Origin of the sequence: Sphingomonas aracearum (genome assembly GCF_003345355.1) — a bacterium.
GTDB classification, from domain to species: Bacteria; Pseudomonadota; Alphaproteobacteria; order Sphingomonadales; family Sphingomonadaceae; genus Sphingomonas; species Sphingomonas aracearum.
This window is the reverse complement of the sequence record NZ_QQNB01000001.1, coordinates 136,644-163,061: the sequence shown is the minus strand read 5'-3', so window position 1 is coordinate 163,061 and position 26,418 is coordinate 136,644. Positions and strand designations below refer to the sequence as shown.

At 66.1% G+C, this 26,418-nt stretch carries 24 protein-coding genes and 1 tRNA gene; 15 read left to right on the top strand and 10 right to left on the bottom strand.

All coding sequences use genetic code 11. The annotated features are described in order from the left end of the window. The first annotated feature begins 8 nt into the window (after nucleotides 1-8). On the top strand, nucleotides 9-887 hold the full coding sequence (locus DVW87_RS00785) for a hypothetical protein (protein ID WP_114686982.1): 879 nt from the start codon (nucleotides 9-11) through the stop codon (nucleotides 885-887). Nucleotides 888-931: 44 nt separating this feature from the next. Further along, a complete protein-coding gene (locus DVW87_RS00780; RefSeq protein WP_114685882.1) occupies nucleotides 932-2,254 on the top strand; it encodes an outer membrane beta-barrel protein in 1,323 nt (440 codons plus the stop codon). On the opposite strand, the gene DVW87_RS00775 is transcribed toward DVW87_RS00780, so the two are convergent. The 6 genes from DVW87_RS00775 to DVW87_RS00750 form a co-directional block, all read right to left on the bottom strand. Continuing rightward, on the bottom strand, nucleotides 2,232-3,206 hold the full coding sequence (locus tag DVW87_RS00775) for a glycosyltransferase family 2 protein (protein ID WP_114685881.1): 975 nt from the start codon (nucleotides 3,204-3,206) through the stop codon (nucleotides 2,232-2,234). The two genes, DVW87_RS00780 and DVW87_RS00775, sit on opposite strands and share 23 nt — an antisense overlap. Further along, complete coding sequence (locus tag DVW87_RS00770) at nucleotides 3,191-4,234, bottom strand: hypothetical protein (RefSeq protein WP_114685880.1); 1,044 nt, start codon at nucleotides 4,232-4,234, stop codon at nucleotides 3,191-3,193. The genes DVW87_RS00775 and DVW87_RS00770 overlap by 16 nt, the downstream gene beginning before the upstream one ends. Before the next feature lie 2 nt (nucleotides 4,235-4,236). After that, nucleotides 4,237-4,485, bottom strand: a complete 249-nt coding sequence (locus DVW87_RS00765; RefSeq protein WP_239017700.1) for an acyl carrier protein — start codon at nucleotides 4,483-4,485, stop codon at nucleotides 4,237-4,239. Then, complete coding sequence (locus DVW87_RS00760) at nucleotides 4,436-6,388, bottom strand: HAD-IIIC family phosphatase (protein WP_114685878.1); 1,953 nt, start codon at nucleotides 6,386-6,388, stop codon at nucleotides 4,436-4,438. Before DVW87_RS00760 ends, DVW87_RS00765 begins: the two co-directional genes overlap by 50 nt. A gap of 11 nt (nucleotides 6,389-6,399) precedes the next feature. Further along, on the bottom strand, nucleotides 6,400-7,938 hold the full coding sequence (locus DVW87_RS00755) for an MBOAT family O-acyltransferase (protein ID WP_220149775.1): 1,539 nt from the start codon (nucleotides 7,936-7,938) through the stop codon (nucleotides 6,400-6,402). Nucleotides 7,939-8,189: 251 nt separating this feature from the next. Continuing rightward, nucleotides 8,190-9,005, bottom strand: a complete 816-nt coding sequence (locus DVW87_RS00750) for a LuxR C-terminal-related transcriptional regulator (protein WP_181814658.1) — start codon at nucleotides 9,003-9,005, stop codon at nucleotides 8,190-8,192. Between the two features lie 309 nt (nucleotides 9,006-9,314). Here DVW87_RS00750 and DVW87_RS00745 point away from each other — a divergent pair, with 309 nt between their 5' ends. From DVW87_RS00745 to DVW87_RS00720, 6 genes are all read left to right on the top strand, one after another. Then, a complete protein-coding gene (locus DVW87_RS00745) occupies nucleotides 9,315-10,403 on the top strand; it encodes an NAD-dependent epimerase/dehydratase family protein (RefSeq protein ID WP_114686981.1) in 1,089 nt (362 codons plus the stop codon). Beyond that, entirely contained in the window at nucleotides 10,400-11,218 is an 819-nt protein-coding gene (gene rfbF / locus DVW87_RS00740; RefSeq protein WP_114685875.1) for a glucose-1-phosphate cytidylyltransferase, read from the top strand. The genes DVW87_RS00745 and rfbF overlap by 4 nt, the downstream gene beginning before the upstream one ends. Beyond that, nucleotides 11,215-12,540, top strand: coding sequence for an NAD(P)H-dependent oxidoreductase (locus DVW87_RS00735; RefSeq protein ID WP_114685874.1), 1,326 nt, complete (start codon nucleotides 11,215-11,217; stop codon nucleotides 12,538-12,540). Before rfbF ends, DVW87_RS00735 begins: the two co-directional genes overlap by 4 nt. A 23-nt stretch (nucleotides 12,541-12,563) precedes the next feature. Beyond that, nucleotides 12,564-13,139, top strand: coding sequence for a dTDP-4-dehydrorhamnose 3,5-epimerase (rfbC, locus tag DVW87_RS00730; protein WP_114685873.1), 576 nt, complete (start codon nucleotides 12,564-12,566; stop codon nucleotides 13,137-13,139). Further along, a complete protein-coding gene (locus DVW87_RS00725; RefSeq protein ID WP_114685872.1) occupies nucleotides 13,129-14,238 on the top strand; it encodes an NAD(P)/FAD-dependent oxidoreductase in 1,110 nt (369 codons plus the stop codon). Before rfbC ends, DVW87_RS00725 begins: the two co-directional genes overlap by 11 nt. 426 nt (nucleotides 14,239-14,664) lie before the next feature. Continuing rightward, complete coding sequence (locus DVW87_RS00720; RefSeq protein ID WP_114685871.1) at nucleotides 14,665-16,212, top strand: GMC oxidoreductase; 1,548 nt, start codon at nucleotides 14,665-14,667, stop codon at nucleotides 16,210-16,212. A 57-nt stretch (nucleotides 16,213-16,269) separates the two neighbouring features. Here DVW87_RS00720 and DVW87_RS00715 read toward each other — a convergent pair whose 3' ends face one another. Further along, the gene (locus DVW87_RS00715) at nucleotides 16,270-17,031 is read right to left on the bottom strand and encodes a Crp/Fnr family transcriptional regulator (RefSeq protein ID WP_181814657.1); all 762 of its coding nucleotides are present in this window, start codon (nucleotides 17,029-17,031) and stop codon (nucleotides 16,270-16,272) included. Between the two features lie 258 nt (nucleotides 17,032-17,289). Here DVW87_RS00715 and DVW87_RS00710 point away from each other — a divergent pair, with 258 nt between their 5' ends. Genes DVW87_RS00710 through DVW87_RS00700 form a run of 3 tightly spaced genes read left to right on the top strand, consistent with a single transcriptional unit; the run spans nucleotide 17,290 to nucleotide 21,350 of the window. Continuing rightward, the gene (locus tag DVW87_RS00710) at nucleotides 17,290-19,515 is read left to right on the top strand and encodes a hypothetical protein (RefSeq protein ID WP_239017699.1); all 2,226 of its coding nucleotides are present in this window, start codon (nucleotides 17,290-17,292) and stop codon (nucleotides 19,513-19,515) included. Nucleotides 19,516-19,517: 2 nt separating this feature from the next. Further along, nucleotides 19,518-20,258: an SDR family oxidoreductase gene (locus DVW87_RS00705; RefSeq protein ID WP_114685869.1), complete on the top strand. Its 741-nt coding sequence runs from the start codon at nucleotides 19,518-19,520 to the stop codon at nucleotides 20,256-20,258. Nucleotides 20,259-20,297: 39 nt separating this feature from the next. Beyond that, nucleotides 20,298-21,350, top strand: a complete 1,053-nt coding sequence (locus tag DVW87_RS00700; protein WP_114685868.1) for a zinc-dependent alcohol dehydrogenase — start codon at nucleotides 20,298-20,300, stop codon at nucleotides 21,348-21,350. A gap of 9 nt (nucleotides 21,351-21,359) precedes the next feature. Here DVW87_RS00700 and DVW87_RS17910 read toward each other — a convergent pair whose 3' ends face one another. After that, nucleotides 21,360-21,512 (bottom strand): hypothetical protein, encoded by a 153-nt coding sequence (locus DVW87_RS17910; RefSeq protein WP_181814656.1) that lies wholly within the window; start codon nucleotides 21,510-21,512, stop codon nucleotides 21,360-21,362. 145 nt (nucleotides 21,513-21,657) lie between these two features. Here DVW87_RS17910 and DVW87_RS00695 point away from each other — a divergent pair, with 145 nt between their 5' ends. The 4 genes from DVW87_RS00695 (at nucleotide 21,658) to DVW87_RS00680 (ending at nucleotide 24,240) form a co-directional block, all read left to right on the top strand. Next, complete coding sequence (locus DVW87_RS00695; RefSeq protein WP_114685867.1) at nucleotides 21,658-22,239, top strand: cysteine hydrolase family protein; 582 nt, start codon at nucleotides 21,658-21,660, stop codon at nucleotides 22,237-22,239. 154 nt (nucleotides 22,240-22,393) lie between these two features. Continuing rightward, a complete protein-coding gene (locus DVW87_RS00690) occupies nucleotides 22,394-23,011 on the top strand; it encodes a hypothetical protein (RefSeq protein WP_114685866.1) in 618 nt (205 codons plus the stop codon). Nucleotides 23,012-23,155: 144 nt separating this feature from the next. Then, entirely contained in the window at nucleotides 23,156-23,464 is a 309-nt protein-coding gene (locus DVW87_RS00685) for a hypothetical protein (RefSeq protein ID WP_114685865.1), read from the top strand. A 68-nt stretch (nucleotides 23,465-23,532) separates the two neighbouring features. After that, nucleotides 23,533-24,240 carry a hypothetical protein gene (locus DVW87_RS00680; RefSeq protein WP_114685864.1) on the top strand — a complete coding sequence of 236 codons (708 nt, stop codon included), beginning with the start codon at nucleotides 23,533-23,535 and terminating at the stop codon, nucleotides 24,238-24,240. 284 nt (nucleotides 24,241-24,524) lie between these two features. On the opposite strand, the gene DVW87_RS00675 is transcribed toward DVW87_RS00680, so the two are convergent. Continuing rightward, nucleotides 24,525-24,599, bottom strand: a tRNA-Glu gene (locus DVW87_RS00675). Between the two features lie 54 nt (nucleotides 24,600-24,653). Continuing rightward, nucleotides 24,654-26,417: a single-stranded-DNA-specific exonuclease RecJ gene (gene recJ, locus DVW87_RS00670; protein WP_114685863.1), complete on the bottom strand. Its 1,764-nt coding sequence runs from the start codon at nucleotides 26,415-26,417 to the stop codon at nucleotides 24,654-24,656. Between the last annotated feature and the right edge of the window lies 1 nt (nucleotide 26,418).

Genomic DNA, 26,418 nt, shown 5'->3' with positions numbered 1-26,418 from the left:
CGAAGTTGATGGATCGCATCCTGTTCGGAGACAATCAGTTCTTCGGGATCAACCACATGTCGGAAGACAAGGCGCGGCAACAGGCGATGCGCTTCGCCGATCTGTCCGCGATCGTTTCCACCATCGCCGATGCGCGCGACGCCGGCATCCGCACCTTCATGTGCACCACGCACGAGCGGATCGGCCAGGTGGCGGAAATCGTGCGGCGCAATCCGGGAGAATGGGGCGATTTCGCCTTCTATCCCTGCATGCCCTATGCCCACAAATACGCCAACGCCATCACGGAACATGGGTACCTTGAGGCGATCCGCCGCTTCCTGCCCGAAGGCGGGCTGTTCGATGCTGCCCTGCGCGGTGGAAAGGCGCTGCTGACCCGCGACGCCGAGAAGATGGCCACGCTGCTGATTGATGCGGAGATGAAGCCCTATGCGGGCCTGTCCACGCCCGTGGTCTTCCTGCAGAACGTGGTGACGGACCTTCTTCTCGGTCTCGGATACGACAACGCCTTTCGCGTCTTCGCCGATCATGTGCGCAAGCGCTACAATGCGGAGCCGGGCTTCATCACCATGAACCTGCCGGCGCTGCTGCCCGTGCTGCGCTCGGTGGGCGTCGACAACCCGATCGTCTGCGCCAACGTGAACAAGGCCGGGTTCCGGATGTCCGGTGGGATCGAGGCCTATCGCCAGGCCACGCGCGCCCATCCCGCCCGCGTGATCGCGATGTCGCCGCTCGCTTCCGGCGCGCTGCCGGCGGCCGAGGCAATCGAATGGGTGACAGGCGAGCGATATGTCGAGGCGATCCTGTTTGGCGCGTCCAGCGCGGCAAACATCCGCAACACCGTTGATCTGATCCGGTCGAGCGACGCACGGCTGGCGGTTGCCGCCTGACCGTCGCTCGCGCTCGAACACGCGGACAAAAGGGGGGAAGTGCAATGAAGGGACGATCGAAAGCGCGCGCATGCCTGACGCTCGGAATGGTGTGCAGCGCGTGGGGAGCAACGGCACAGGAGATACCGCTTCCACCTCCCGCACCGGCCGAGCCGCTTACGATCAGCGATGCGGAGCAGGCGATCTCCCTCGACGTTGCCGCGCGGCGCCGGCCGGAGTTCGACGCGATCGGCGTACCGGTAGGTGCCGCGACCGTATTTCCGTCGCTGGCGGTCGGCACCGGCTTTTCCAGCAACCTCTTCGGCTCCGAGACGGGCCGCCGCAGCGACGGCTTCGTGCAGGTCGAGCCGGCGCTTTCCGCGCAGGTCACCAGCGCCCGCTACCGTGTGCGCGCGGAGGCAAGCGCCCGCTTTCAACGCTTCTGGAGCGAGCCGGCGGCAAACGAAACCGCGTGGCGGGTGGGGGGCAGCGGGGGCGCGCAGTTCGGCCGCCTTCTCGCCGAGCTGGAGGCGGATGTCGGCCAGCAGATCGAGCGACGCGATTCCAGCGGCTATCCGGACGGTCTGGTGGAGCCGGTTCGCTACCTCCAGCTGCGCATACTCGGACGCGGGCAATATGATGTCGGCCGGCTGCGGGCGATCGCGATCGCAGATTACACGAAGTTCGATTTCAAGGACACCAGGGCCTTGTCACCCTCGGGCCAGATCCTGTCGGTGGTGAACCAGCGCGCGCGCGACCAGCGTGTTCTCCGGGGAACGCTGCGCGGCGAATATCGCGTCGCGCCGGCCCTGTCCCTCTTCGCGCAAGGCACCGCCTCCAGCATCGACTACCGCCTGGACTTCATCGCGCCCGGCGTGCCCAATCTCGACGGGTCCGGCTACACCGCACTGGTGGGCGCCGCCGTGCAGGTGCGCCTGCTCCAACTTTCGGCAGGCGTCGGCTACACCTGGCGCGATTACAGCAATGCCGCGTTGCGCCGGCTCAAGGGAACGGCCGTTTCCGCCGAAGGGCGCTATTTCCTGACGCCCCTGGTGACGCTGTCCGCCACCGCGAACCGGACGATCAGCGAGGCCGCGTTGCAAGGGGCGTCGGGCTACCTCAACACGCAGGTAACCGCTCGCGCCGATTACGAGTTGCGCCGCTGGGCGATCCTGAACACCCGCATCGCCCATCGCTCGGGCGAGTTCCGCGGCACGGCGCGCCGGGACCGGGTGCTCGAGGCCGGCGGTGGCGCCGAGTTCCGCGTCAACCGCCGCTTCAGCCTTGGCGGGGATTTCAACTATCTCGACCGCACGGTGCGCAACGATCCGCTGTCGCCAAGTTTCAACGAGTGGCGCGGCCTGCTTACTCTGCGCGCAAGCCTGTAGCGGCGGGCAAGCTCCAGGCCGGCTTGGCCGGCCCGCTGGACGGCAGCGGATTGGGGGCGGGGCGAAAGACCAGTCCCTCCACCAGTCCGCGCAAGATGATGCCGCTGTGACGCCAACGCCCGCGCGTGGATAGTTGCACCAGCAGGGAAAGCTGCCGCGCCAGGTGATAGACCAGCTTGCGCGACCTTTCGTAGCGTCGGGTGATGAAAGTGGTGTTGCGCACCAGGTAATAGTGGTTGCGCAATCGTCGCGGATCCCGTTCCGTCCGGATGTCGATCTGGCCCTCGATCGCCCGTGCATGGATGACCTCGCTGGCGCCGACCAGAAAGCCGGGGCGATCGCGCGTGATCCGCGCGGTATATTCCCGATCCTCTCCCCACATGTACAGGTCGGCGAGCGGCAGGCCGTGGCGGTCGATCGTGTCCCTCGGCAAGAGGATGGAGACAAAGGTGGCCGACAGGGTGGGCGCCAATCCGGCATCGAGAAACGCCGCCCAACCGGGAAAGCCGATGCGGTTCGCACGCCGATCGAGATCCGGCACGTCCGTGATCGCTCCACTGAGCGCGCGGGAACGGGAGATGAGATAGGCCGGCTCAACGCCCTGATCTGCCAGGGTGCCGTGCGCCTTGAGCAAGTGTTGCAGCGCGTCATTCCGGGGCAGGACGTCGTCGTCCATCAGCCAGACGAAATCGGCACCGGTCTCGCGCGCTGCCTTTACGGCGGTTGCGAACCCGCCGGCCGCGCCGATGTTGTTGGGCAGCGAAACCACCGTCACCTGCGCTCCCCAGGTCTGCGCGACCATCTCCGCGCTGCCATCAGTGCTGGCATTGTCGATCACCACGATCTGGTCGCAGGCGCGGGTCTGGGCGTTGATCGCCTCCAGGCACCGGGCGAGCAGATCGCGGCGATTATAGGTCAGGACGGCACAGCAGACGGTCAGTTCGCGGTCCATGGCACATGCTCCCGGTTGAGCGCGATCTTGCGGGCGGGCGGGCGGCTCGCGACGATGTCGGTTTCGCCGATCTGCTCCAGCAGCGCGCGGGTGAACGCCGGCGTCGACGACCAGCGGATATGGATCGCATCGTAGAAGGCGTCGGCGTCCGGGCGCAGAATGAGCGGGTGGAACCGCGCATCCGTCCCGGCCAGCGCGGCGCGGATGCCCGCATCCAGCCGGGCCAGCGCAAGAGACTGGGACGCGCCCTTCACCCACTCCTGGTGGAGCGGGGTGATCGCGACATCGAATCGCCGACCGGCGGCGTGCTGTTCCAGTGCCGTTCGGCGCAGCGCGACAAAGCACGCCGGATCCAGGCTGCCGACCTTTCCATAGAACAGGCCGCGGGAATGGAGCGGTTCGCTTGGGCCGTCCCCCAACGGCGTCTGCACCAGGGGATCCGGCGCGCCCGGGTCCGTTCGTTCCGCGCGCAGGCCGCGGGCGTTGTGCAGCAGCGTCCACGGGTCGAAATACCGGGCGTAGAAGAACGGCATGGGACGATCGCCGAACACCAGTCGGTCGGCGTCCGCGATGTCGAAGCGCGACGGCTCAACGGGGCTGCTGCAATCCTCGAAGTCGAACGGGGAGGCGATCAGCGCAACGTGGCGAACCGTGCCGAGTCGCTCCGTCAGCCAGCTCGTCACCCGCGCCGTCTGGTCGATCTTCGCACCGCAGAAACCGGCATTGTAGGGCCGCACCAGCGGGTCGAAGGCGATGGCCGCCGCGCTGTTGAAATGGCGCCAGGCAACCGACGAGCCGACCACCAGGAGCGTCGGCGAGGCCGGCGGTTGCAGTCGCATGGCCTTCAGTTTCTCGTCCATGCACAGGCTGTTGGCGAGTTGCGGCGGTGGCAGCGATCCGCGCGATTGCAGGAAGGCCAGCCAGTTCAGCGCGACTGCCGCGGTGATCAGGGCGCCGGCCACCATCGCGAGAAGGTAGCGCTTTATCGCCCTGGCGGAGAGGCCGCCGCTGGCGGTTCCGGCGACCATGGCTAGTTCTTCAGCTTTGCGTCGATCAACGCGGCGAATTCACCCACGTTGCGCATCGATTCGAAGTCGGCGGTGCCGAAGCGCACGCCGAAATGCTGCTCCGCGGCCACGATCAGGAGGATATGTGCCTGGCTGTCCCACCCGGCCACGTCGCGAGCCGTGGTAGCCGGGGTCAGGGTGATGTCGTCGGTATCGAACACATCACACATGACCTGCGTCAAGCCGGCATAGATCTGCTGCTGCGTCATCATCATGGTGCACCTTGATGTGATGGGGAGGAGGAACGGCGCCGGCGACGGCCAGGCGCCAATAGGTCGCATCTTCGGGCAGGCCGTCCCCGCCGGCGCAGGCGGTGAAGCCCAGCGAGGCATAATGCTGCTCGACCATGTGGTTCCGGCCGCTGGGGCGGAACATGCCGGTGAGCATGGATACATTGCGCTTCTTCGCCGCTTCGAGCAGGACGCCGAGCACCGCACGCTCCACCCCCCGGCCGAGCACGCGGCAACTCATCAGCCAGGTATCGATCAGCCACGCGTCGGCCGGCAGCGCCGCGTCCGGCCGCGCGATCACCACGCTGACGAGGCCGCTGTCCCCGAAGGCATCGCGCAAGCGAACCGCCAGGGCGAGCGCACCAGGCGTGGCGAGCACCTCCTGCAGCTCTTCAGGCGTTCGCCTGAGCGTGGTGAGATTGAACTGGTTGCTCTTGTTGATCAGCTGCACCGCACGGGCCCGATCGAGCGCGCCGATCGGGCGGGCGTCCATCACCATGTCGAGGCTGCTCAGGAACCCGTCGACATCGGTCGCCTGTGCGCTGGCGAGCGCGCGATGCGCGTTGGCGGCGTAGCTGGTGGCGCGCGCGAAGTCGTCGCCGGTGAGCTGAACCGTCTCGAACCAGCCGGCGGCGGCGATTCGCTCGGGATAGCCGCAAACGTCGCCGGGGAGTTCCGGCACGGCGACTTCGGGCAGTTCGCGGCGGACGATCGCACGTTCCACGGGATTGTCGTCGACGAACACGAGGCTGTCGACGCCGATGTTGAGGGTGGCGGCGATGGACCGGAGATTGCTCGCCTTGTCCTGCCAGTTTGCGACAAAGCACGCGATGTCCGGGCTGCGCAGGACCATTTCCGGGTGCAGATCGAAGACGGAGCGCGCGACCGTCTCGTCGTTCTTGCTGCAGACCGCCAGGATGATCCCGCGGCGCGCCAGCCCGGCGACATAGCGCTGGAACGCCGCGAAGGCTTCGCCCTCGGGACTGCCCTGGCCCAGGCGCAGGCCGGCCAGACCGTCGTCGCCGACCACGCCGCCCCACAAGGTGTGGTCGCAATCGAGCACAAGGCACTTCCTGCTCTTGCCCGATTGCGCCGCGAGCACCTGCGCCACCAGCTCGCCAAACAACGGAGCGAGGACCGGATTGATGAGCTGCTTGGCCTGATGCCAGCGGACAGGATCGATCAACAGGTTCGATCCGATCGCCTCTGGCAATCGCGACAGATCGATCAGGGGCACGCCCTCCCGCGCGGCCGCGCGGCGAATGGAGCGGTCGAGTTCTGCCGCCAGCGTCGCGGGCGAGCCGGGAAGCAGGTGCTCGTTGCAGCCGATCAGCGCAGTCGCCTGGCGCGCCAGCGTCTGCTGGAGGGGCATCGCCCCGTACCGGCTCCGCGCGGCGTGCCATAGCCGAATCAGGCTCTCGGTTGCGCTCGCCACCGCGGCGTCGGCCACCTCCTGCGTGCTGTTCAGGGGCACGGCGGGCAGCAAGGCCGCGGCGTCGGTCGCCAACAGGATGGTATCCGGTGCAAAGGCGGCAAGGGCAGTGTCGCCGATCAGAAGTTCCTGCCGGAACTGGCCATAGCCACCGACATGGGTAGCCGCCGCCACGCCGCGCGCGGCCGCGCCGACGCGGATGGCGGGGAGGAGGTGCTCGACGCTGTGGCTGCCCAGCACCGCCAGCCTGCGTGCGGCAAGACCGGCAGCCGCACTGGCGCCGCCGGCCATCAATGCGCTGATCGACGTGTCTAGCTTGTGCGTGCACAAGGCATCCCGGTCGTGCCGGGCCAGCGTGAGGAGCGCCGAGAGGCGACGCTCCGGTTTTTCGATCGCGCGCGCGGCCCGCAGGGCACCGGCGGGATCTGAAAGGGGCGGGCACCAGACAAGCATCGCTTCGCTCCCTAGAATCGAAAGTAGAGGAACTCGGTGGGTGCCTTGGATACCGCGAGCATCAGCGAAAGAAACGACAGGCATCCGACCGCGAGGCCAAGCGCGACGCTCGGCTGCCAGGTGGCCTGACCCGTGAACCGCTCCACCCAACTCGCTCGCGGGCGGGCATCGAGGGCAGTGGGGACGCCGCGCAGCCATTGGTAGGCGTTGGGAAAGGTCCACACTACCGCAAGGAACAGCACGATCCGGATCGCCTGGCTTTCCTCGAACAGGGGCAGGGGAGCGATGCCGATGCCCAGCCGCCCGGCAAGGGCGCGCACCGTGTCGCTTGCACCAAAGGGCTGGGGCAGGGTGATGCCGTTCAACCCGGCCATGCCGCGCAGCATGTCCAGCGCCGCGGCGACATTCTCGGCCCGGAAGAACACCTGCGCCACCACTACGCACAGGAAGGTCAGCAGCACCGACCCGACGACAACCAGCGGCGCATCCGAACGCACGGGCGCGCCTCGGTGGGCCCGCCAGGTGCGCCAGGCGTGGGCCACGGTAAGATACAGGCCATGGAGCAAGCCGAAGATCACGAACTGCCACCCGGCTCCATGCCAGATACCGGAAATCAGCATGGTCAGGACCGTCGGGATCGCGACCAGCGCGACAAAGGTGCCCGGCGACATGCGACCGCGCCGCGGCAACGGCAATCGTCGTTCCGCGCGGCGGCGGGTGAGGCTCACCACGATGGGGTTGTAGACATAAGCAGTCAGGAAGCGGGTCAGCGTCATGTGCCAGCGCGACCAGAAGTCGATGATGTTCCTTGCCTTGTACGGGCTGTCGAAGTTCAACGGCAGCGCGATGCCGAACAGCAGACCGAGCCCGATCGCCATGTCGCTGTATCCCGAGAAGTCGAAGTACAGCTGGAGCGCGTAGGACAGGGCGCCGGTCCATGCCTCGACGAACCGCACTCCTCCGCCATGGGCCGCGGCGGCGAACACCGGCGACGCCGTCACGCCGAAAGGATCGGCGACGACCACCTTCTTGAACAATCCGATCAGGAAGAGCGTGAGCCCGACGCCGACGAAATCCCAACGCGGCCGAAAGCGGCTCTGGTCCGAGAACTGCGACAGCATCTCGCCATGATGCGTGATGGGCCCCGCGATCAGATGCGGGAAAAAGGTGATGAACAGGCAATAGTTGATCGGATTGCGCTCGCTGATCCGTCCGCCATGCGCATCGACCAGATAGGCGATCTGCTGAAAGGTGAAGAACGAGATGGCGAGCGGCAGGATCACGTGCGGGATGTTCCAGCCCGCGCCCGTCACCCAGGCGAGGTTCTCCGCGACGAAGCCGGTATATTTGAACACGCCGAGCAGCAGGAGGTTGGCGACGACGCCTGCCGCGAGCAGCGCCTTGCTGCGGCTTTGCATCAATCGACCGGCAAGGACGTAGTTGAAGACCATGCTGCCCATCAGCAGCGGCAGGTTGGCCGGCCGCCACCAGCAATAGAACAGCAGGGACGCGGCCGTGAGCCACAGCGGGACGAGACGCTGAAGCCTCATCGCATGCAGGAGAAGAAAACCTGCGAATGTCAGCGGCAGAAACTGCAGCAGGAACTGACTTGAGTTGAACAACATGTCCGTGCCCCCGGACCTATGGTTCGGCGCCGGTGCAGGCTTGTTTCGACCTGGCCTGTCTTCCGGTGCGAACAATCGGTCTGCGCGGATTATCCGATCCGGCGGTGTTCGAGCGCCAGCAGGCAAAAGTATCTAATACCTTTTGCCGCATGCCGCCGGCGACGACCTGCCGGCCTTCAGATCGCCTTGCCGTTCGCTTGCGGCACGTTGGCGGGCGGACACGTCTTGTGATCCTCCAACGCCCAGATTGCCGCCTGCGTCCGGTTCTGAACCCCCGTCTTGCGGAGAATGGACTTCACATGCACCTTCACGGTCGCTTCGCTGATGTCCAGCTCGCGCGAGATGATCTTGTTGGGATGTCCCGCCACCAGATAGTTCAGGATTTGCAGTTCGCGGGTGGAAAGGCCTGCCGCCGACACCGGCGGCAGATTGCCCGTGCCTGGCGACATGGCGGACCGGCTGGGCAACGCTTCCGCCAGGCTGGACGGCAGCACCTTTTCGCCGAGAACCACCAGCTTCAGGAACGTCAGCAGCGACGCCGAGCTGATATCCTTTGTGAGATAACCGGAAATCCCCTGGTTGAAATAGGTCACCAGCGCGATGAAGTCGTACCGCTCGCTGAGCACCACGATGTTCGCGGCCGGATGGTGCTTCGCCAGGGTGACGATGTCGCTCGAGTCCGGCCCCGGATTGTCAACCACGATCAGGATCGGCCCGTCGTCCTCCCGGATGCCCGCGCATAGCTCTTCGACGCGCCGTGTCGCGACGCAGATCTCGAACTCATTGTCCCTGAGAAAACGCTCCAGCCCCTCGAGACTGATCGGACTGTATCCCAGAAGTGCAACTTTAACTTTCTGCCCCATATTGTCCCCCAACAATCTGATGGTGGTCCGTGAGGGGGCGAGCCCTCGGTCACGGACGCAGATGGCCGTCGGCTCAAAGCCGAGACGTGCAGGTCCTCCGCGCAAGGTAGCGAGGCGGCTGCCAGCCAAGTTTTTCATCCCGCCGGACGCTTCCGATCGGGAGGACAAGTCGCAACCCCAAGCGGGTACTCTGACAGCTTGTTCGCGGATGTAGAATACCGCCAAAGAGCATAGCCATGAGTGTTACCCGCTATGTGATATGCGAATACTCGTCCTCAAAGCGGCTATCAACAATCACATGGGTTATATTTGGCTACTTACACAATGCGAGTTGAGTCGGGCGATTTGGCGGTATCTCCGTTTGCCTAGCAGACGTGCCGAAGATGATTTGAGTAGCGTGCCGCCAATTCTTTCACAGCTGGAAGGGTGGGCACGCTGATGAAGATCCTTATCACCGGGAACATGGGCTATGTCGGGCCCGCCGTCGTTCGCCAGCTTCGCGGCTCGATGCCAGACGCCGTTCTCGTCGGCTACGACGCCGGGTTCTTCGGCCACGCGCTGACAACGCACCTTGCAACGCCGGAGCGGTTGCTCGACCGGCAGGTCTTCGGAGACGTGCGCTCCCTGCGTCCGCAGGATGTCGAGGGCTATGATGCGGTTGTTGCTCTCGCAGCCGTGTCGAACGACCCGATGGGCGAGCAATTCGCCCGCGTGACCCATGCGATCAACCAGGAAGCGGCGGTTCGAACCGCGCGGATGGCGGCGCAGGCGGGAGTTCGCAATTTCGTCTTCGCGTCCAGTTGCAGCGTCTACGGTGTCGCCGGGGACGAGCCGGTGCGCGAAACCGATCCCACCGCGCCGATGACCGCCTATGCCCGGTCCAAGCTGGGGACCGAGCAGGAGCTGGCGGACCTTGACGGCGACATGGCCATCACCTGTCTGCGCTTTGCGACCGCCTGCGGCATGTCCGACCGACTGCGGCTCGACCTGGTGCTCAACGATTTCGTCGCAAGCGCACTGGCGAAGGGGCATATCGAAATCCTCTCCGACGGCACGCCCTGGCGCCCCCTGATCGATGTGGCGGACATGGCCCGCGCGATTGAATGGGGGATCGTGCGCTCTCCCGACCAAGGAGGGCGCTACCTGGTGGTGAATGCCGGGGCGGAGGAAGGGAACTATCAGGTGCTCGATCTGGCACTGGCCGTGGAAGCGGCCCTGCCCGGCACCACCATCGGGGTGGCGCAGGACGCTCCTGCGGACTCCCGGTCCTACCGGGTCGACTTCAGCCTGTTCCGTTCGCTTGCGCCGACCCATCAGCCGGTCACCCGATTGACGGACTCGATTCACAATCTGGTGACGGGCCTGCGCGGGATCGGCTTCCGCGATCCGGATTTCCGCAATTCTCGCATGATCCGGTTGAACGTGCTTCGGCGGCAGATCGCGGAGCATCTCCTTCTCGAGGATCTCAGCTGGGCGGATGGAGCGCCCGCCGTCCGGCCCGCCTTGCAGCCGGAGGTGGTGTCGTGAAGGCGGCGATCTTTGCCGGCGGCTTCGGCACCCGGCTTAGCGAGGAAACCGCCGTCACCCCCAAGCCCATGGTGGAGATCGGTAAGCGACCGATCCTCTGGCACATCATGAAGATGTACGCGCACTGGGGTATCCGCGACTTCGTCGTGCTCGGCGGATATCGTGTCGAGTATATCCGCAGCTATTTCGCGAACTACATGAGCCAGACCTGCGACATGACGGTCGACCTGTCGACCGGCGTGATTGAGTGGCTCAGCCGCACGGGCGAGGACTGGCGGGTAACGGTGCTCGATACCGGTCTCGACACGATGACTGGCGGGCGCCTGAAACGAGCGCGGCATCTGCTCGACGGGGCGCCGTTCTGCCTGACGTACGGCGACGGGGTCAGCGACGTGCATGTGCCCAGCCTGGTGGCGCAGCATCACGGGTCGAACCACCTCTGCACCCTCACCGCGGTGACCCAGCCGGGTCGGTATGGCGCACTCCGCCTTGCCGACGAGGGGCGTCGCGTGGACGGATTCCGCGAAAAGGGGGCCACGGATGGCGGCCTCATCAACGGCGGCTTCTTCGTCTGCCAACCGGAGATGATCGACCTTATCGAGGGAGACGATACGGTGTTCGAGGCGGAGCCGATGGAACGGATGGTCGAGGCCGGGCAGCTCGGCTGTTACGTTCATGACGGCTTCTGGCAGAGCATGGACACGCTGCGCGACAAGCACCTGCTGGAGTCGCTCTGGTCCGCGCCGAACCCGCCCTGGAAGATATGGGAAGATCGCGTCAGCGGCACGGTTACCAGCCTGCGGAAGACCGCATGATCCTGGTCGATTCGGCGCTCGCCCGGCGGGAGGCGGAAGGCAGGCCAGTTCGGGTCGGCATCGTTGGTGCCGGCTTCCAGGGCGCCGGCATCGTGCGCCAGATCATGTGCTCGACCCCCGGTATGCGGGTGGCAGCGGTCGCCAGCCGCGACATCGAAAAAGCGGCGGAAGCCGTGACGAGCTGTGACGGTTCGGTGGTACGGTGCAGCGGCCGTCGCGCGGTGGAAGCGGCGCTCGGCCGCGACGCGGTCGCCATCACGGAGGATGCGGAGGCGCTGGCCGTTGCCGACGGCATCGACGTGGTGGTGGAGGTCACCGGATCGGTGGACCACGCCGCGCACGTGGTGCTGGCGGCGATCGGGGCCGGCAAGCACGTGGTGCAGATGAATGCCGAACTCGACGGAACGCTCGGCCCGATCCTCAACGCCTATGCGCGCCGCGCCGGCGTCATCTACACCTTCTCGGACGGCGACCAGCCGGGCGTGCAGATGAACCTCGTGCGCTTCGTGCGGGGGATCGGGGTCACGCCCGTCCTGTGCGGCAACATCAAGGGCTTGCACGATCCCAAGCGCAATCCCGCCACCCAGCGGGCGTTTGCGGAGAAATGGGGACAGAAGCCGGCGATGGTCGCTTCCTTTGCCGATGGGACGAAAATCTCGTTCGAGCAGGCGGTCGTCGCCAATGGAACGGGGTTCCGGGTGGCGCGGCGCGGCATGCTGGGCCCGGACTTCTCCGGGGGCGACCCGACCGCGCCGCTCGTGCCGCTGGAACAGACGATGGAGCCGCTCGCCGAGGGCCTGCGGGAACATGGCGAGGGTCTGGTGGATTATGTGGTGGGCGCGAGGCCCGGGCCGGGCGTGTTCGTGCTTGGCCGCCACGACGACCCGCGCCAGCAGCATTTCCTCAATCTCTACAAGCTGGGCAGCGGACCCTATTACTGCTTCCACACGCCCTATCATCTCTGCCACTTCGAGGTGCCGATGTCCGTGGCGCGTGCGGCCTTGTTCCACGACGCCGTCCTTTCCCCGATCGGTGCGCCCCAGGTCGGCGTGATCGCGATGGCGAAGAAAGCGCTGGTTCCGGGCGAGGTCATTGCCGAGTTCGGCGGGTTCGAGGCCTATGGCGTCGCGGAGAACCAGGACGTGATCGAACGCGAGAACCTGCTGCCCATGGGCATCGCGCTGGGCTGCACCGTGGTTCGCCCCGTGGCCGCCGATGCGCCGCTCACCTATGCGGACGTATCGGTGCCGCGGGGCCGGTTGGTGGACCGGCTCTATGCCGAGCAGCAGGCGATGTTCGCCCCGCGCGAACTCGCTGCCTGACACGAACGAAGGGAGGGACGGCGATGGAATTCGAGCAAACGCGACTGACCGATGCATTCGTGATCCGCCCTGTCGAGCGCCGCGACGAGCGGGGCTTCTTCGCGCGCACCATGTGCCTTGACGAAATGGCCGGAGCGGGGATCGACGTGCGCTTCGTCCAGCAGAACATGTCCGTGTCCAACCGGTTGGGCACCATCCGGGGCATGCACTTCCAGCAGGCGCCCTTCCAGGAGGCGAAGCTTATCCGCTGCCTGCGCGGTGCGATCGTCGACATCATCGTGGACCTGCGTCCGGACTCGCCCAGCTACATGCAATGGCAGGCGTTCGTGCTGGACGACGACAACCGGCAAGGCCTGTTCGTTCCGCCCGGCTTCGCCCATGGTTTCCAGACGCTGACGGACGACGTGGAGGTCACGTACCTCGTCTCGGCGCCCTATTCGCCGGCTCATGAGGCAGGGCTCCGCTTCGACGATCCCGCGCTGGAGATCGACTGGCCGCTGCCGCCATCGGCGGTGTCCGACAAGGATCGTGCCTGGCCGCTTCTGAGCGAGCGCCTGGATCCTCCTCTGGCGGCGGTTGCCATTCTCGATGCACACTGACGTCGTCGTCGTCGGCGCAGGAGTGGTCGGCCTGGCGATCGCGCGCGCAGCGGCGCTCGCGGGCAAGGAGGTGGTGGTTCTCGAAGCCGAGTCGCGCTTCGGCACCGCGACCAGTGCGCGCAACAGCGGCGTGATCCATGCCGGCCTGTACTATGACGAACTGCCGCTCAAGCGGGAGCTGTGCGTGCGCGGCCGCCACGCGCTGTACGATTTCTGCCGGTCCCATCACGTACCGCATCGGCAACTCGGCAAGCTGATCGTGGCTTTTCACGAAGGCGAGGAAGCGCGGCTGGGGCAGATCCTGCACCATGCCGCTGCAGCGGACGTGAACAACCTCGTTGCCCTCGATGCCGCGCAGGTTCGAGCGCTGGAGCCGGAACTCTCCTGTGCCAGCGCGCTGCTGTCGCCTTCCACCGGCATCGTGGATGTCCATGCGCTGATGCTGGCGCTGCTGGGCGGTGCGCAGGACGCGGGCGCGGTGCTCGCCCGCAACACGCGCGCCGTGGCGATCACGCGCGGCACGTCATATCCATGGGTCGTCCGGACCGAGGGAGACGAGGCGGGATCGATCGAGGCGCGCTGGGTCGTCAATGCGGCAGGACATGGTGCGACGGATCTGTCCCGGACGATCGAGCTGCTGAACGAGGAATGGGTCCCGCCCCTTCACCTCGCACGCGGCCACTACTTCGCTTATGGCGGGCAGGTGCCCTTCGCGCGCCTCATCTATCCCCTTCCCGTGCCGGGAGGACTGGGCACGCACCTCACCCTCGACCTTGCCGGCGGCGCACGCTTCGGCCCAGACGTCGAATGGGTGGAGGCGCTGGAATACTCCATGGACAATGCGGACCGTGACGCGTTCGTGCAGGCCGCCCGCAGCATCTGGCCGAACCTCGACGCCGACAAGTTGCGGCCCGATTATTGCGGCATTCGGCCGAAGGTGAGCGCCCCCGGGGAGCCGGCGGCGGACTTCATCATCTCCTGCCCGGCCGAACATGGTCTGGAGGGACTGGTCTGCCTTTATGGCATCGAGTCCCCAGGCATGACTGCATCCCTCGCCCTGGCGGACACGGTGATCGAGCGACTGCAACGACATTCCTGACGGCAGGCCGACGTTCCAATCTTGATTGCGGCGGGCAGTCGTTGGCGCCCCATGCGTCACCGTAGACGGGCAGGACAAGTGGCACGGCGGCGCGGGGGGGTGGCCACGCCGCCGTGCCCAAGCGATCGAGATTGGAGATCGCGTGCGGTCACAGGACGCTTCTTAGAGCGCTCCTGTCCGGCAGGGAGAACTGCTCGGTTCGGAGAACCTACAAGATTACCTGCATGCGGCCACGGATCATCGGTCTATGGCGGGGAGAATAGTTGTTACAAGCGGTAATCAAAAGGAGGTTTGCTCATAAGATAGCCGTGCAACTTCAGGTACAAACGCCGTCTTGTTCCAAGGTTTCGCCTGTCCGCATGCATTTGCCTTCGCACCATAACGGAGGCAATCCGGCAGCGAGGCCGCTGACGAGGGGTGGCGAGAATGGAGCCGGACATTCCCGGATCGTGCGATGTGCTTGTCATCGGCAGCGGTGCCGGCGGCGGCACGATCGCCCTCCGTCTGGCGCAGGGCGGCGCCAAGGTCCTGCTGGTGGACAGCGGAGGGCAGCTCGCCTCCACGCCGCCCGGCCCTGGAGAGCCGATCGGGACCTACATCCGCCAGGCCTATCCCAAGCGCGGCTCGGCGGTCAGCCAGGTCGGCGGCCAGACGAAATTTTACGGCGGCGCGCTCTACCGCTTGCGAGAACGCGATTTCGGGGAGTTGGCGTTCGCAAACGGCGTCTCGCCCGGCTGGCCGATCACCTACCGGACGCTCGAACCCTATTATGCTGCTGCCGAACGACTGTACGGCGTGCATGGCGATGGAGCCTCGGACCCTACCGAGCCACGGCGAAGCGGCGCCTACCCCTATCCACCCGTCCCGTATCCGCCCGAGATCGACGACGTACGCCGGCGCCTGTCGGCCACAGGTGTGCCGGTCACGCCCATACCGCGCGGGCTGGACGTTCGGGAGGGCAGGGGAGCATGCCGGGTGTGTTCCACCTGCGACGGCCATCATTGCCGCCTGGACGCGAAGCTGGATGCGGAGATCGCGGCCGTCCGTCCGGCGCTTGCCACTGGCAACGCGACGCTGCTGGCCGGGACAAGCTGCACCCGCATCCTTCTGGATCGATCCGGCAAGAGGGCTGGGGGCGCGATCCTGCAGCGCGGGGCCGTCGAGTACAGCGTGGGCGCGGAAACGGTTGTCCTCGCCTGCGGCGTTCCCCGGACGGCGCAGTTGCTGCAACGATCGCGTGCACGTGAGAGCGATCCGGGACTGGGCAATGCGGGCGGCGCGCTCGGCCGATATCTCGGCGGGCATTCGGCAGGCGTCCTGTTCCCGCTGATCGGTCGGCAGAGCCTGGGGTCGCTGCACACCAAGAGCTTCGCGTTGAACCACCTCTACTTCGGCGACGACGACTGGCCTTACCCGCTGGGGGTGATCCAGACAGCCGGGCAGATGCCGTTCTGGAGCGAGCTGCCGCCTGGCACCCGGACGGCGGCCCGGTTCGTGGCGGGGCGCGCGCTCACCTGCTTCCACATGAGCGAGGCGCTGCCCGGCAGGAACTCAGGACTGTTCTTCGACGGCGATCGTATTTCTCACCGGATCGAGCCGGAGATGAACCACTCGGCCTTCAATCAACTGCGCCGCAGAGCCGTGCGGGTCTTCAGCGCGGCCGGTTATCTGACCATCGCACCGCCGCGCCGCCCTGCTTTGTGGCATCAGACCGGCACGGCGCGGATGGGGGAGGATGCGGCCATGTCGGTCGTCTCTCCCGACCTCGAGGTCCACGGCGTGAAGAATTTGTTCGTCGCGGACGCTTCCGTGCTGCCCAGCGCGGGTGCGGTGAACACCAGCCTGACGATCATGGCGCTGGCACTGCGCTGCGGCGATCACATCCTTGGCCAGCGCACGTGCGGAGGCGCAATCGGCAAGGCGCGTGCGGCAAGCTCCCCCGCCAGGCGCTGTTCATCCTATACCGCTGGGTGAGAGCGCGCGGGTGTCCGCGGGCGGTGGCCGCGCCCGGGTGCGCGAGAGCCCTTTGCATCAGGAAATCTGTGCGTCTTCGACGCTCAGCGTGGGAAGGTGGAGATAGCTTTGGTCGAACTCTCCGACGCGCCTCAGGCCCTCCCAATCCAGGATCGTGAGCTCTCTTTGCGAAAGTTGCACCAGGCGCTCGCTTCGCAGCGTCTGCATCATCCGGTTCACGTGCACGGGCGTGAGACCGAGTGCATCGGCAATCTGCTCCTGCGTGATGGGAAAGAAGCAGCGGCCACGTACCAGCGTGCCGATCTGCCCGGAGCGTACGGCAAACTCGCAAAGCAGATGCGCCAGCCGCGCCCGCGCGTCTCGGCGCCCAACGTTGACGAGCCACTCGGCCACGATATTCCCGTCCACCACGCATTCCCGCCAGAACGCCGCCGCGATGCCGGCATGGCGAACGGCGAGCCCGCGCAGGTCTGCATGGGCTACCTGCAGCAGACTCGCCGAGGTCAGCGCCAGGAGCGGCGTGGGCACGGAAGGGAGCATCAGCGAGTGGAGATCGACCACGTCTCCTGCGATGTGGATCGAGACGATCTGGCGACTTCCGTTCTCCAGCTGCGCGAAGCGGGCGACATGGCCCTCGGCAACCAAACAGGCGTGCTCGACATGCTCGCCAAATCGCCCGATCTCGCGATGCGCATGGACGTGGCGCGGCGTGACGCGCAGCCCGAGCAGAGCTGTGCGCTCGTCGGCGTTCAGCGAGGATCGAGTGTCGACCTTTGCAATGAAGAGTCGCATTGCCTCCGAGCCCGCGCTCAAGCTCATGGTCTCTCCCCGCCGGCTTCTTCCGGAAATCAACATGTTATAACTAACGCACGATAACATGGATGAGCGCCTGGCGTTAGCTATGGAGGATGACGCCCAAGGGATGAGGAAGCATCACCCCTTGGGGACGAAGGACCGGTGCGCCCGACCACATCCGCAGAAGGCGATCGCCGTAACCTGCATTATTGATCTGGGAATCTATCCAAATCCGGCGAGCCGTCTATTGCTGGATGGCCGGACTGGTTGATGGGCGTGAGGATGATGGCGACGACAGCGGTGGAGAAAGCGGCGGCCCCGGTCAGTCCCTACCTGCTTGCCTTCCGGGATACGCTGGGCAGCGGAGGAGACGCACTGGCGCGTTTCGATCTGGGCGAGTTGCAGGTCGAGGTGCGAACATCCGCCGACTCGATCTTCGCGATCGTGCGGCGACCAGGCAAGGGCGGACTTGCGGTGCGCGTCGCCTTTCTCGCGGCTCCGTTCCGGTGCAGGTCGCTGCGCCGCGAAGCCGGAGAAGCCGCACGGCTGGAGGCCGTCAGCGGAGCGGGCAAGCACCTAGTCACCTTCTTCAAGCAGAAGGATTCCCTGGAACGGCTTCGCATTGTCGTCCGGTTCACCCCGTCGAACAGGATGACGCTGCCGTTCGTGCCGCGGGATCTCTACCCCCTCGGACGCAACGACGATCCCCTGCAAGCGAAAGGAAACGTGGAAGCGGCCCAGCGCGGCCACAATGCCGCCCTGCTGTACTTCCGCATCGACGAGCCGGCGTTCGGCAATGTCCTGTACCTGCAGGACCTGACGGCATTGAACGACTATTTCCGGGCGACCGGCACGACGCCCGACGGGGTGGTCGGAGGCGAATGGCCGGAACTCGGCTATCTCGTGCCGACGCCGTCGCGCGATGCCGGGACATCGCGCGTGGCGCTCCAGCCGGACGAGCCGGTCACCTTGTCCGATCTCATCCTCGTTTTCCGGCATGAGGCACCGCCGCACGAGCGCGAATCTGCCCGGCAGTTCGTCCAGATGCTCGGCACGGCCTACAAGATGCTCGATCTGCCCCCGGTGCAATATCGCGACTGGGTGGAACGGGCAGAGCAGTCGGCTCGCGATCTCGCCGAAGCGCCCGAAGCGACGGTGCGGCATTATGGCCACCTGTACGTCCATCCCTACACGGCTGGCGAGTATCCCGATGTCATGGTGCAGATGTCCGTGATCGCCGCGCTGCACAGTTGGGGCAAGTGGCGCGGCGAACCGCTTCCGCTTGAGGCGGAGCTGAAGAAGGGCCTGAAGAAGTTCTTCGATCCGGAATTGAGGACGATGCGGCGGTACCTGCCGAATGTCGGCAAGGAGAAGGACGCCGATGCGGTCGATAGCTGGTATCTGTACCACCCGCTACTGAACCTCGGGAATCTGGCCCTCAATGGTGACGAGGACGCCCGTGCGCTGTTCATGGGCTCGATCGAGTACGGCATCCGCGCCGCCCAGCATTTCGACTATCGCTGGCCGGTCCAGTTCAACGTGACCGATTTCACGGTGATCGAGGAAACGGCGCCGGCGGACGGCCGCGGGCAGACCGACGTGGGCGGCGTGTACGCATGGGTCATGCTGCAAGCGTTCGAGTTGACCGACGACAAACGTTACCTGGACGAAGCCAAGGCGGCGATCGAGGCGGCGTTGGGGCTGCGGTTCAACATCAACTATCAGGCGAACCTCACGGCCTGGGGCGCGGCGGCCTGCATGAGGCTGTGGCGGATCACCAATCGCGAAGTCTATCTCGAGCAGAGCTACGTCTATCTGGCGAGTTTTCTGCACAACTGCGTGCTCTGGGACAGTCAGGTAGGCCATGCCACGACGTACGAGACGTTCCTTGCGGTGACCTGCCTGCAAGATGCGCCGTACATGGCGATGTTCGAATGTTTTGACAGTTTCCTGGCGTTCGAAAAATATCTGAACGACAGCGGTCCGGACCTCGAGCCCGAGGCGCGGATGCTGCTCAGCGAATATTGCAAATATGCGCTGTCCCGGGCCTGGTCCTACTATCCCGATGCCCTGCCGCCGGAGGTGCTTGCCGAAAAGCCGCGGGAGCCGAACGGCCATATCGACCGGGCGCTCTCCTTTCCGCTGGAGGATCTGTATCCCGATGGTCAGCCGGCCGGGCAGGTCGGCCAGGAAGTCTATGGCGTGGGAGCGGCCTTCATCTTCGCGTCGCGCGCTTTCCACAAGGTCGAGGGCGCGCCGTTCCTGCTCTTCTGCGACTATCTGCTGCGCGGAGTGGAGCGCACCGGCGACCGCGCGCTGACGATCACGCTCGACGGGGGCGAGACCTGCACTGCCAACCTGCGGGTCGTCCGCCTCAAGCGGCGCAAGCTTACCAGGACGACGGTGACGACGGCCGATGCCGACGCAATCCGTCCCCACCACAGTTCGGACGACCGCATCGACTTTCACGTGCCCGCCAGCGGGCGGCTTGTGATCACCTGGGACTAGATATGGCGATCGAGCATACCGAACTTGCCGGCAAGCGCATCGTCCTTACCGGCGGGACGACCGGGATCGGTCGCGCGACGCTTGCCGTGCTGGTCGAAGAAGGTGCCCGCGTGCTGACCTTCGGGCGGCACCGCCGGGAAATGGAGGGTGCCTTGGCCGCCGTCCAAGGGCGCGGCGAAGTGTTCGGGATCGCTGGTGACTCTTCGCGCATGGCGGACATCGACGCCGTCTTCGCTGCTGCCGACGAGAAGCTGGGCGGGATCGACATGCTGGTGGCCTGTGCAGCGCTTGGCGCCGAGCCGATCCACGAAATGGCGGACACGGACTGGCGTTACGTGATCGAGACCAACCTCGTCGGCTATCTCGCGTGCGCCAAGGCCGCGGTCGAGCGGATGGAGCGACAGGGTGGCGGGCACCTCCTGTTCGTCGGTTCGATCAGCACCGAGATCAAGGCGGCCGGCGAAAGCGTCTATTCCGCCACCAAGGCCGGCGTTCAGGCGTTCGCCGAGACTCTCCGCAAGGAAGTTGCGGACAAGAACATCAAGGTCAGCGTCGTGCAGCCCGGCTCCGTCGACACCGACATGCAGGAATGCAGCGAGGAGGAGAAGCGGGAGGCAGTGGCCCGGCAGGAGATGCTGCAGGCGGAAGAGATTGCCGGGGCGATCCACTTCATCCTCACGCGATCGGCGGCGGCCGACGTCGTGAACCTCCGCATCGAGCCGCGCCGGCAGAAGACAAGCTGACCTCGCCGCCTGGCGACGACCAAAGGACGTCCGGACCCCATGAAGGCTGCACTGAAAACCGCGGAGGGCACGTTCCAGGTTACCGAGGCCGAGCGCCCGATCATCCCCGCTCCGCACTTCGTGCTGGCGCGCGTCCGGGTGGCGGGCATCTGCGGCACGGACCTGCGCCACTGGAAGAAGCACGACCCGGCACTCGAATGCCACATCATGGGGCATGAACTCGCCGGCGAGGCCGTCGAGGTCGGCGAGGCCGTCACCAACGTGAAGCCCGGCGACCGTGTGGTTATCGAGACGGTGATGGGCGACGGCGTGTGCGAGTATTGCCGCATCCAGCGCTACAATATCTGCGAGCACCTGTACGACGTGCGCACGCAATATGTGTCTCGGGCCTATGCCGAATATGTCGTCGGACCGGCGGAGAAGTTCTACAGGCTGCCCGATCACGTCAGCTTCGAGGAAGCGTCGCTGATCGATACCTTCTCGGTCTGCCTGCATGCGCAGCACCTGTCCGGGCTCGGCATCAACGACAAGGTGGCGGTGATCGGCGCCGGTCCCATCGGATTGGGCCAGATGATGCTGGCCAAGGCGAGCGGGGCGGACGTGGTCATCTGCGACCTGGTGCAAGGCTCCCTGGACCTGGCCAAGGAACTGGGCGCGGATGCGGTCGTCAATGCCGCCGAGGAGGATGCGGTCGAGCGGGTGAAGGCATTCACGGGCGGTCGTGGCGCGGACATCGTATTCGAATGCGCCGGCGGAGAGTCGATGCCGCAAACCCTGCCGCAGGCCACGAAGATGGTGCGGCGCGGCGGAAAGGTGGTGATCGTCGGGGGCTTCGATGCCGGCGAGACCACGATCCCGCTGGAATGGCAGCGCATTCAGATGTCGGAGATCCAGCTGATCCCCAGCGCCAGCTTCGCCATGCACGACATCTATCGCGAGCAGGGCATGGTGCTCGACCTGATCGCCAAGGGTCGTATCGACGTCGAAAAGTTGATCACGCACCGCTTCTCGCTCGACCAGATCAACGAAGCGTTCGATACGGCCGATCGCAAGGAGGAGACGGGCGCCGTGTTCGTCGCGATATCGATCTGAAGCTCGAGATCATGCCGAAAAGCTGATACTTTCGCTGCGATCAATCTTGCCGCCTATCCATTTCAGTATCGTGCCTTTTCCGTCTTGAGAGTCGAGGAGCTTGCCCCCCATTCCCCGCAAAATATCTGTGCCGCCGCGCCAATCTGTTTGATCCAGGTTCAAGGGCGCCGCGCCGGCGCAACCCCGATGCTCCTTCTGCGGTTATCCCTTCAAAGCTTTGGGAGAGCAGCAATGAAGGGTGATCGTGGCCGGGCCTCGGGCAAGCGCGCAGGCCGGAACTCGAGCGGCCGCGCGCCGGAATAAGGCGATGACGGACGCCGAGATCAACAAGAAGGCGCCTGGCGAAGCCGCCTTGCTCATCATCGACATGATGACGGATCTGGACTTTCCTGGAGGCAAGGAGATGCTCCCTGGAGTGAGGAGCGCTGCCCATGCCATTGCCGGCCTGATTACGGATTGTCGCGATGCCGGAGTGCCGATCGTCTATGTGAACGACAATTACGGCCAGTGGCATTCCGAACGATCTCGCCTCATCGAGCGCGTCGAGGGAACACGCGCGCAGGAAGTGGTCGATCTGCTTCGGCCGCGGGACGACGACTTCTTCGTCGTGAAGCCCCAGTTTTCCGGCTTCTACGCGACCAATCTTCCCGTGTTGCTGCCGAAGCTGGGAGCGCGCCGGCTCATCCTCACCGGTATCTCGACGGATATCTGCGTGCTCTTCACCGCGGCCGACGCCCATATGCGCGAATATGACCTGTGGGTGCCGGCCGATTGCGTGGCGAGCCAGGACGAACAGCGCACTCGATGGGCGCTCGATATCATGGCCAACAGCATGAACGCGGAAACGAAGCGGGCCGCGGATCTGAAGCTCCGCGACTGGATACGCTAAGGCTGTCCGTCCGCTGTGGCGATGGGCGCATACGGTGGCCATGCCGATTTGGAGGAACAGGCGGGGCGGCGGGGCGGAGAAGGGGGCTTCTCGGACGGGCATCTCATTTCGTATCGGGATTGCCCAAGAGTTCGAAGGTTCCGGAGACAAGCACATGATCATGTTGCGGGCAGCGGCTCGGTTCAGGCGGCAGGTTGGCCGGGCTTGCCCCGTGATGTTGCTTCTCGCGAGTGCGCTGTCGGTGAGCGGCCCGGCAGCCGCTGGCGACTACGCATCGCGGGCTGTTGCAGGTTGGACCGTGGCGGAAAGTGCGGACGGGAACGGCTGTTTCCTGACCCGTGAATATGATCGGGCCGGTCGAACCACGCTGCTGCTGGGGCTGGAGGTGGACGGCACCAACCATCTGACGGTCCTGAACGCCAACTGGTCGATCGCGCCCAAGGACCGGCTGCAGCTCGCCTTCCGCCTCTCAAAGGGCCAGTTCCCGAAACACTTCGCGGTCGGCATCGTGGCCGATGGCAAGCAGGGCTTTGTCACCAGCTTCGGACAGCAGTTCCCCGCCTACTTCGCTGCGTCGCCAAGCCTCCACATCCTGCGCGGCGACGTGACGGTCGAGCGATTGGACCTGGGGGGCAGCGGCGCAGCGGTCGCCGAATTGCGCAGGTGCGTCGATGCGCAGCGTGCGCAGACGGCGCCCAGGGCCGCCAACAAGGCAGGCGATATCCCGAGGGATCCCTTCGCGGCCCAGCCGGAGCGGAAGCGTAAGCGATAGAGCGGCCGGCGCCGGTCGTGGAGCATGGGTGATCGGCTCTGTTGGTCGGACGGCGAGCACGTTTGAACAGATTCAGGATTGTTGCGGCACCGTTCTCACGCTTGTTCGTTTCGGGCAGGGGAAGTGAAGTTTGGAAGGCACGCAATGTCTCAGAATATCTTGAAATCCGCGCCCGGTGTGCTCCTTCTGGTGGGGGCTGTGGCGCTTAGCGGTTGTGCGACGAAGTCCTATGTGCGGGAACAGATCGCCCCGGTGAGCCAGCGCGTGGACACGCTCGAAACCAGGCTGCAGGAAACGGACGGCGTGGCCAAGTCGGCGCTGGCTGAGGCACAGGCGGCGTCCGGCCAGTCGCAGGCCAACGGCCAGCGGCTCGATCAGATCACCGGACGCGTGGACGGTGTCGAGCAGCGGCTCCAGGCGCAGGAGGCCCGGCCCAAGCGGCCGCGCCACTGATCGCGACGATCCTCTTCTACCATCGGCCGTTCCTTCGGGAACGGCCGGTTCACAGGCGTGACATCTTGATGAAGCTGATCCTGCGGGTGCTGGCCGCATCCGCGCTGATCGTACCAGCCGCGGCCAGCGCGCGGGAAACAGATGCGAAACGGCAGAAAGGCGCAGTCCCAGCCGCCGCAAACCCGATCATCCCCTCCGAGGCGGCCGCACGGGTCGCGCAATGGGTGGCGGCATCGGGAGACAATCGCGCGCTGCCGTACGCGATCGTCGACAAGACGAGCGCTTCCTTGTTCCTGTTCGATGCGAAGGGAAAGGCGCTGGGCGCCGTGCCCGTGCTGGTCGGTATCGCCGCCGGAGACGATGCCACGGCAGGCGTCGGCAGCAAGAAGCTGGCGGAGATCGGCCCCGCCGAGAAGACCACGCCGGCCGGGCGCTTCCTCGCAAAGTTCGGCGTGCCGTTCCGCTCGGAAAGGATCCTCTGGGTTGATTATGCCACCTCAGTGGCGATCCACCCGATCCCGGCGGATGCCGCGAAGAAGGAGCGCCGACGGCAGCGCATGCTGTCGCCCACACCCGACGACAATCGGATCACCTTTGGCTGCATCAACGTGCCGGTGGCCTTTTACGGCAAGGTCCTGCGGCCGCAGTTCCTCCGAAAGGGCGGCTATGTGTACGTGCTGCCCGACACCAAGCCGATCGAGGAGGTTTTCCCCCGCCTTCGCGTGGAAGCCTTGAGGAGCGCCGGCGTGGCACAGGGGTTGGCGAACAAGTCGTAACGGAGCGACTGACGATCCGCTCGGCGCTCGACCGCGCTCTTTGATGCGAGGCGGTCCGCGCCGCCCATCTCAGCCTGGCTCACGAAGCGCCGCAGCACGGCATCTGCGTTTACGAACGGCCGGGCGTCGAGCGAATCGTGTCGGCCCGCTTGCGTGCTGTCTCGAGACGCATACGGGCCAGAATGCAGCCCGACTCCTGCCGAAGCGCACCTGTATCGTTCGGGCCTGCAAAGCCAGCGAACTGTGAAACGCCGTATCAAGTACTTCTGCCATCGGCAGCGAGATGGTGACCCCTACGGGACTCGAACCCGTGTTTCAGCCGTGAAAGGGCCGCGTCCTAACCACTAGACGAAGGGGCCATGCACATGGCGTGGTGGCGGCTGCTACGCGCTCGCCGGCTTGTGGTCAAGCGTTCAATCGGCCCAGGCGGCGTCATCCAGGTGCATCTCGGCGGCAGGCCTTGCGCCCCAATCGTCGATCCGGACGCGGCCGGCGAGCCACAATCGACGGTGCGACGGCGCGGAGAGAAGGGCGACGCCCAGGGCGGTTTCCGCCTGGCGGAACGCCACCGCCTTCAGGCTGCGCCCATCGTCACCCGCCACGATCAGGCGGACATGGCCGTTGCCGACGATGTCGGCCTTGAGGATGCGGACCGGCCCGGCCGCCACGCGCGGTTGCGGCCAGCCGGTGCCGTAGGGGCCGCCCGCCTCCATCGCCTCGACCAGCGCCGGCGTCACCCCGCCGGGAGCCAGCAGCGCATCGAGCAGCAGCGCGCGCTCGCCCTGCGCCCGGATCACCGCGGCGCCGAGGCGCTGCTCCAAATGGTCGGAAAAGGCCTCGAGCCGGTCCTCGGCGATCGTGAGGCCCGCGGCCATGGCGTGGCCGCCACCGGCGACGAGAAGCCCGGCGTCCTTGGCGCCGAGCACCGCGGCGCCGAGGTCCACGCCCGAGATCGAGCGGCCGGACCCCTTGCCCCGACCATTCTCGTCGAGCGCGATCACGATCGCCGGTCGGCCGAACTTCTCCTTCAGCCGGCCCGCCACGATGCCGATCACGCCCGGATGCCAGTTCCTTCCCGCCACCACCAGGACCGAGCAATCGCCCTGCGCACGGGCGCGCTCCTCCGCTTCCTCCTGCACCATGGCCTCGATGGCGCGGCGTTCCTCGTTCAGCTGGTCGAGCTCGGCGGCGATGCGGTCCGCCTCCGCCGGGTCGCGCGTGGTGAGAAGCCGCACGCCGAGGTCCGACTTGCCGACACGGCCACCCGCATTGATGCGCGGGCCGAGCGCGAAGCCCAGGTCGCTGCAGGACGGCGCGCGGGTCAGGCGGGCTGCGGAGATGAGCGCATTGAGGCCTGGATTGCGGCGCTGCGCCATGACCTTCAGCCCTTGCGCGACGAAGGCGCGGTTTAGGCCGCGCAGCTGCGCCACGTCGGCGACCGTGCCCAGCGCCACGAGATCGAGCAGGTCGAGCAGGCGCGGCTCCGCCCGCTCCGCGAAGAAGCCGCGCCCGCGCAGCACGCGCACCAGCGCCGCGCCGAGCAGCCAGACCATGCCCACCGCCGCAAGATGCCCGTGTTCGGCGCCTTCCACCTCGTCCAGCCGGTTGGGGTTCACCAGCGCATGGGCGAAGGGGAGGGCGGAGGCGCACTTGTGGTGGTCCACGACCACGACGTCGACACCCACCCCGCGTGCGGCATCGAGCGCGTCGAACGCCTGGGCGCCGCAATCCACGGTGACGATGAGGTCGGCGCCTTCCTCGCGCAGGCGGAGGAGGGCCGGGCCGGAGGGGCCATACCCCTCCAGCTGGCGGTCGGGAATGTAGGCGCGTGCGTCCAGCCCGAGCTCGCGCAGAAGCAGGATCAGCACCGCGGCGGAGGTTGCCCCATCCACGTCATAGTCGCCGAAAATGGCGACATGCTCTCCCCGCTGCACGGCATCCGCGAGCCGCTCCGCTGCCCGGTCCATGTCGCGGAAGATCGAGGGGTCGGGCATGAAGCCGCGAATGGAGGGCGCGCGGTGCGCCTCCAGCGCTTCGCGCGATGCGCCGCGGGAGAGGAGGAGCTGCGTCACGAGGTCGTCCGGCGCGAAGCCGCCATCGCGCGTGTCGGCAGACAGCGCGCGCCAGTGCCAGGGCTGGCCGAGAATGGAGGTGGTGATGTCGAGAGCGTGGCGCATG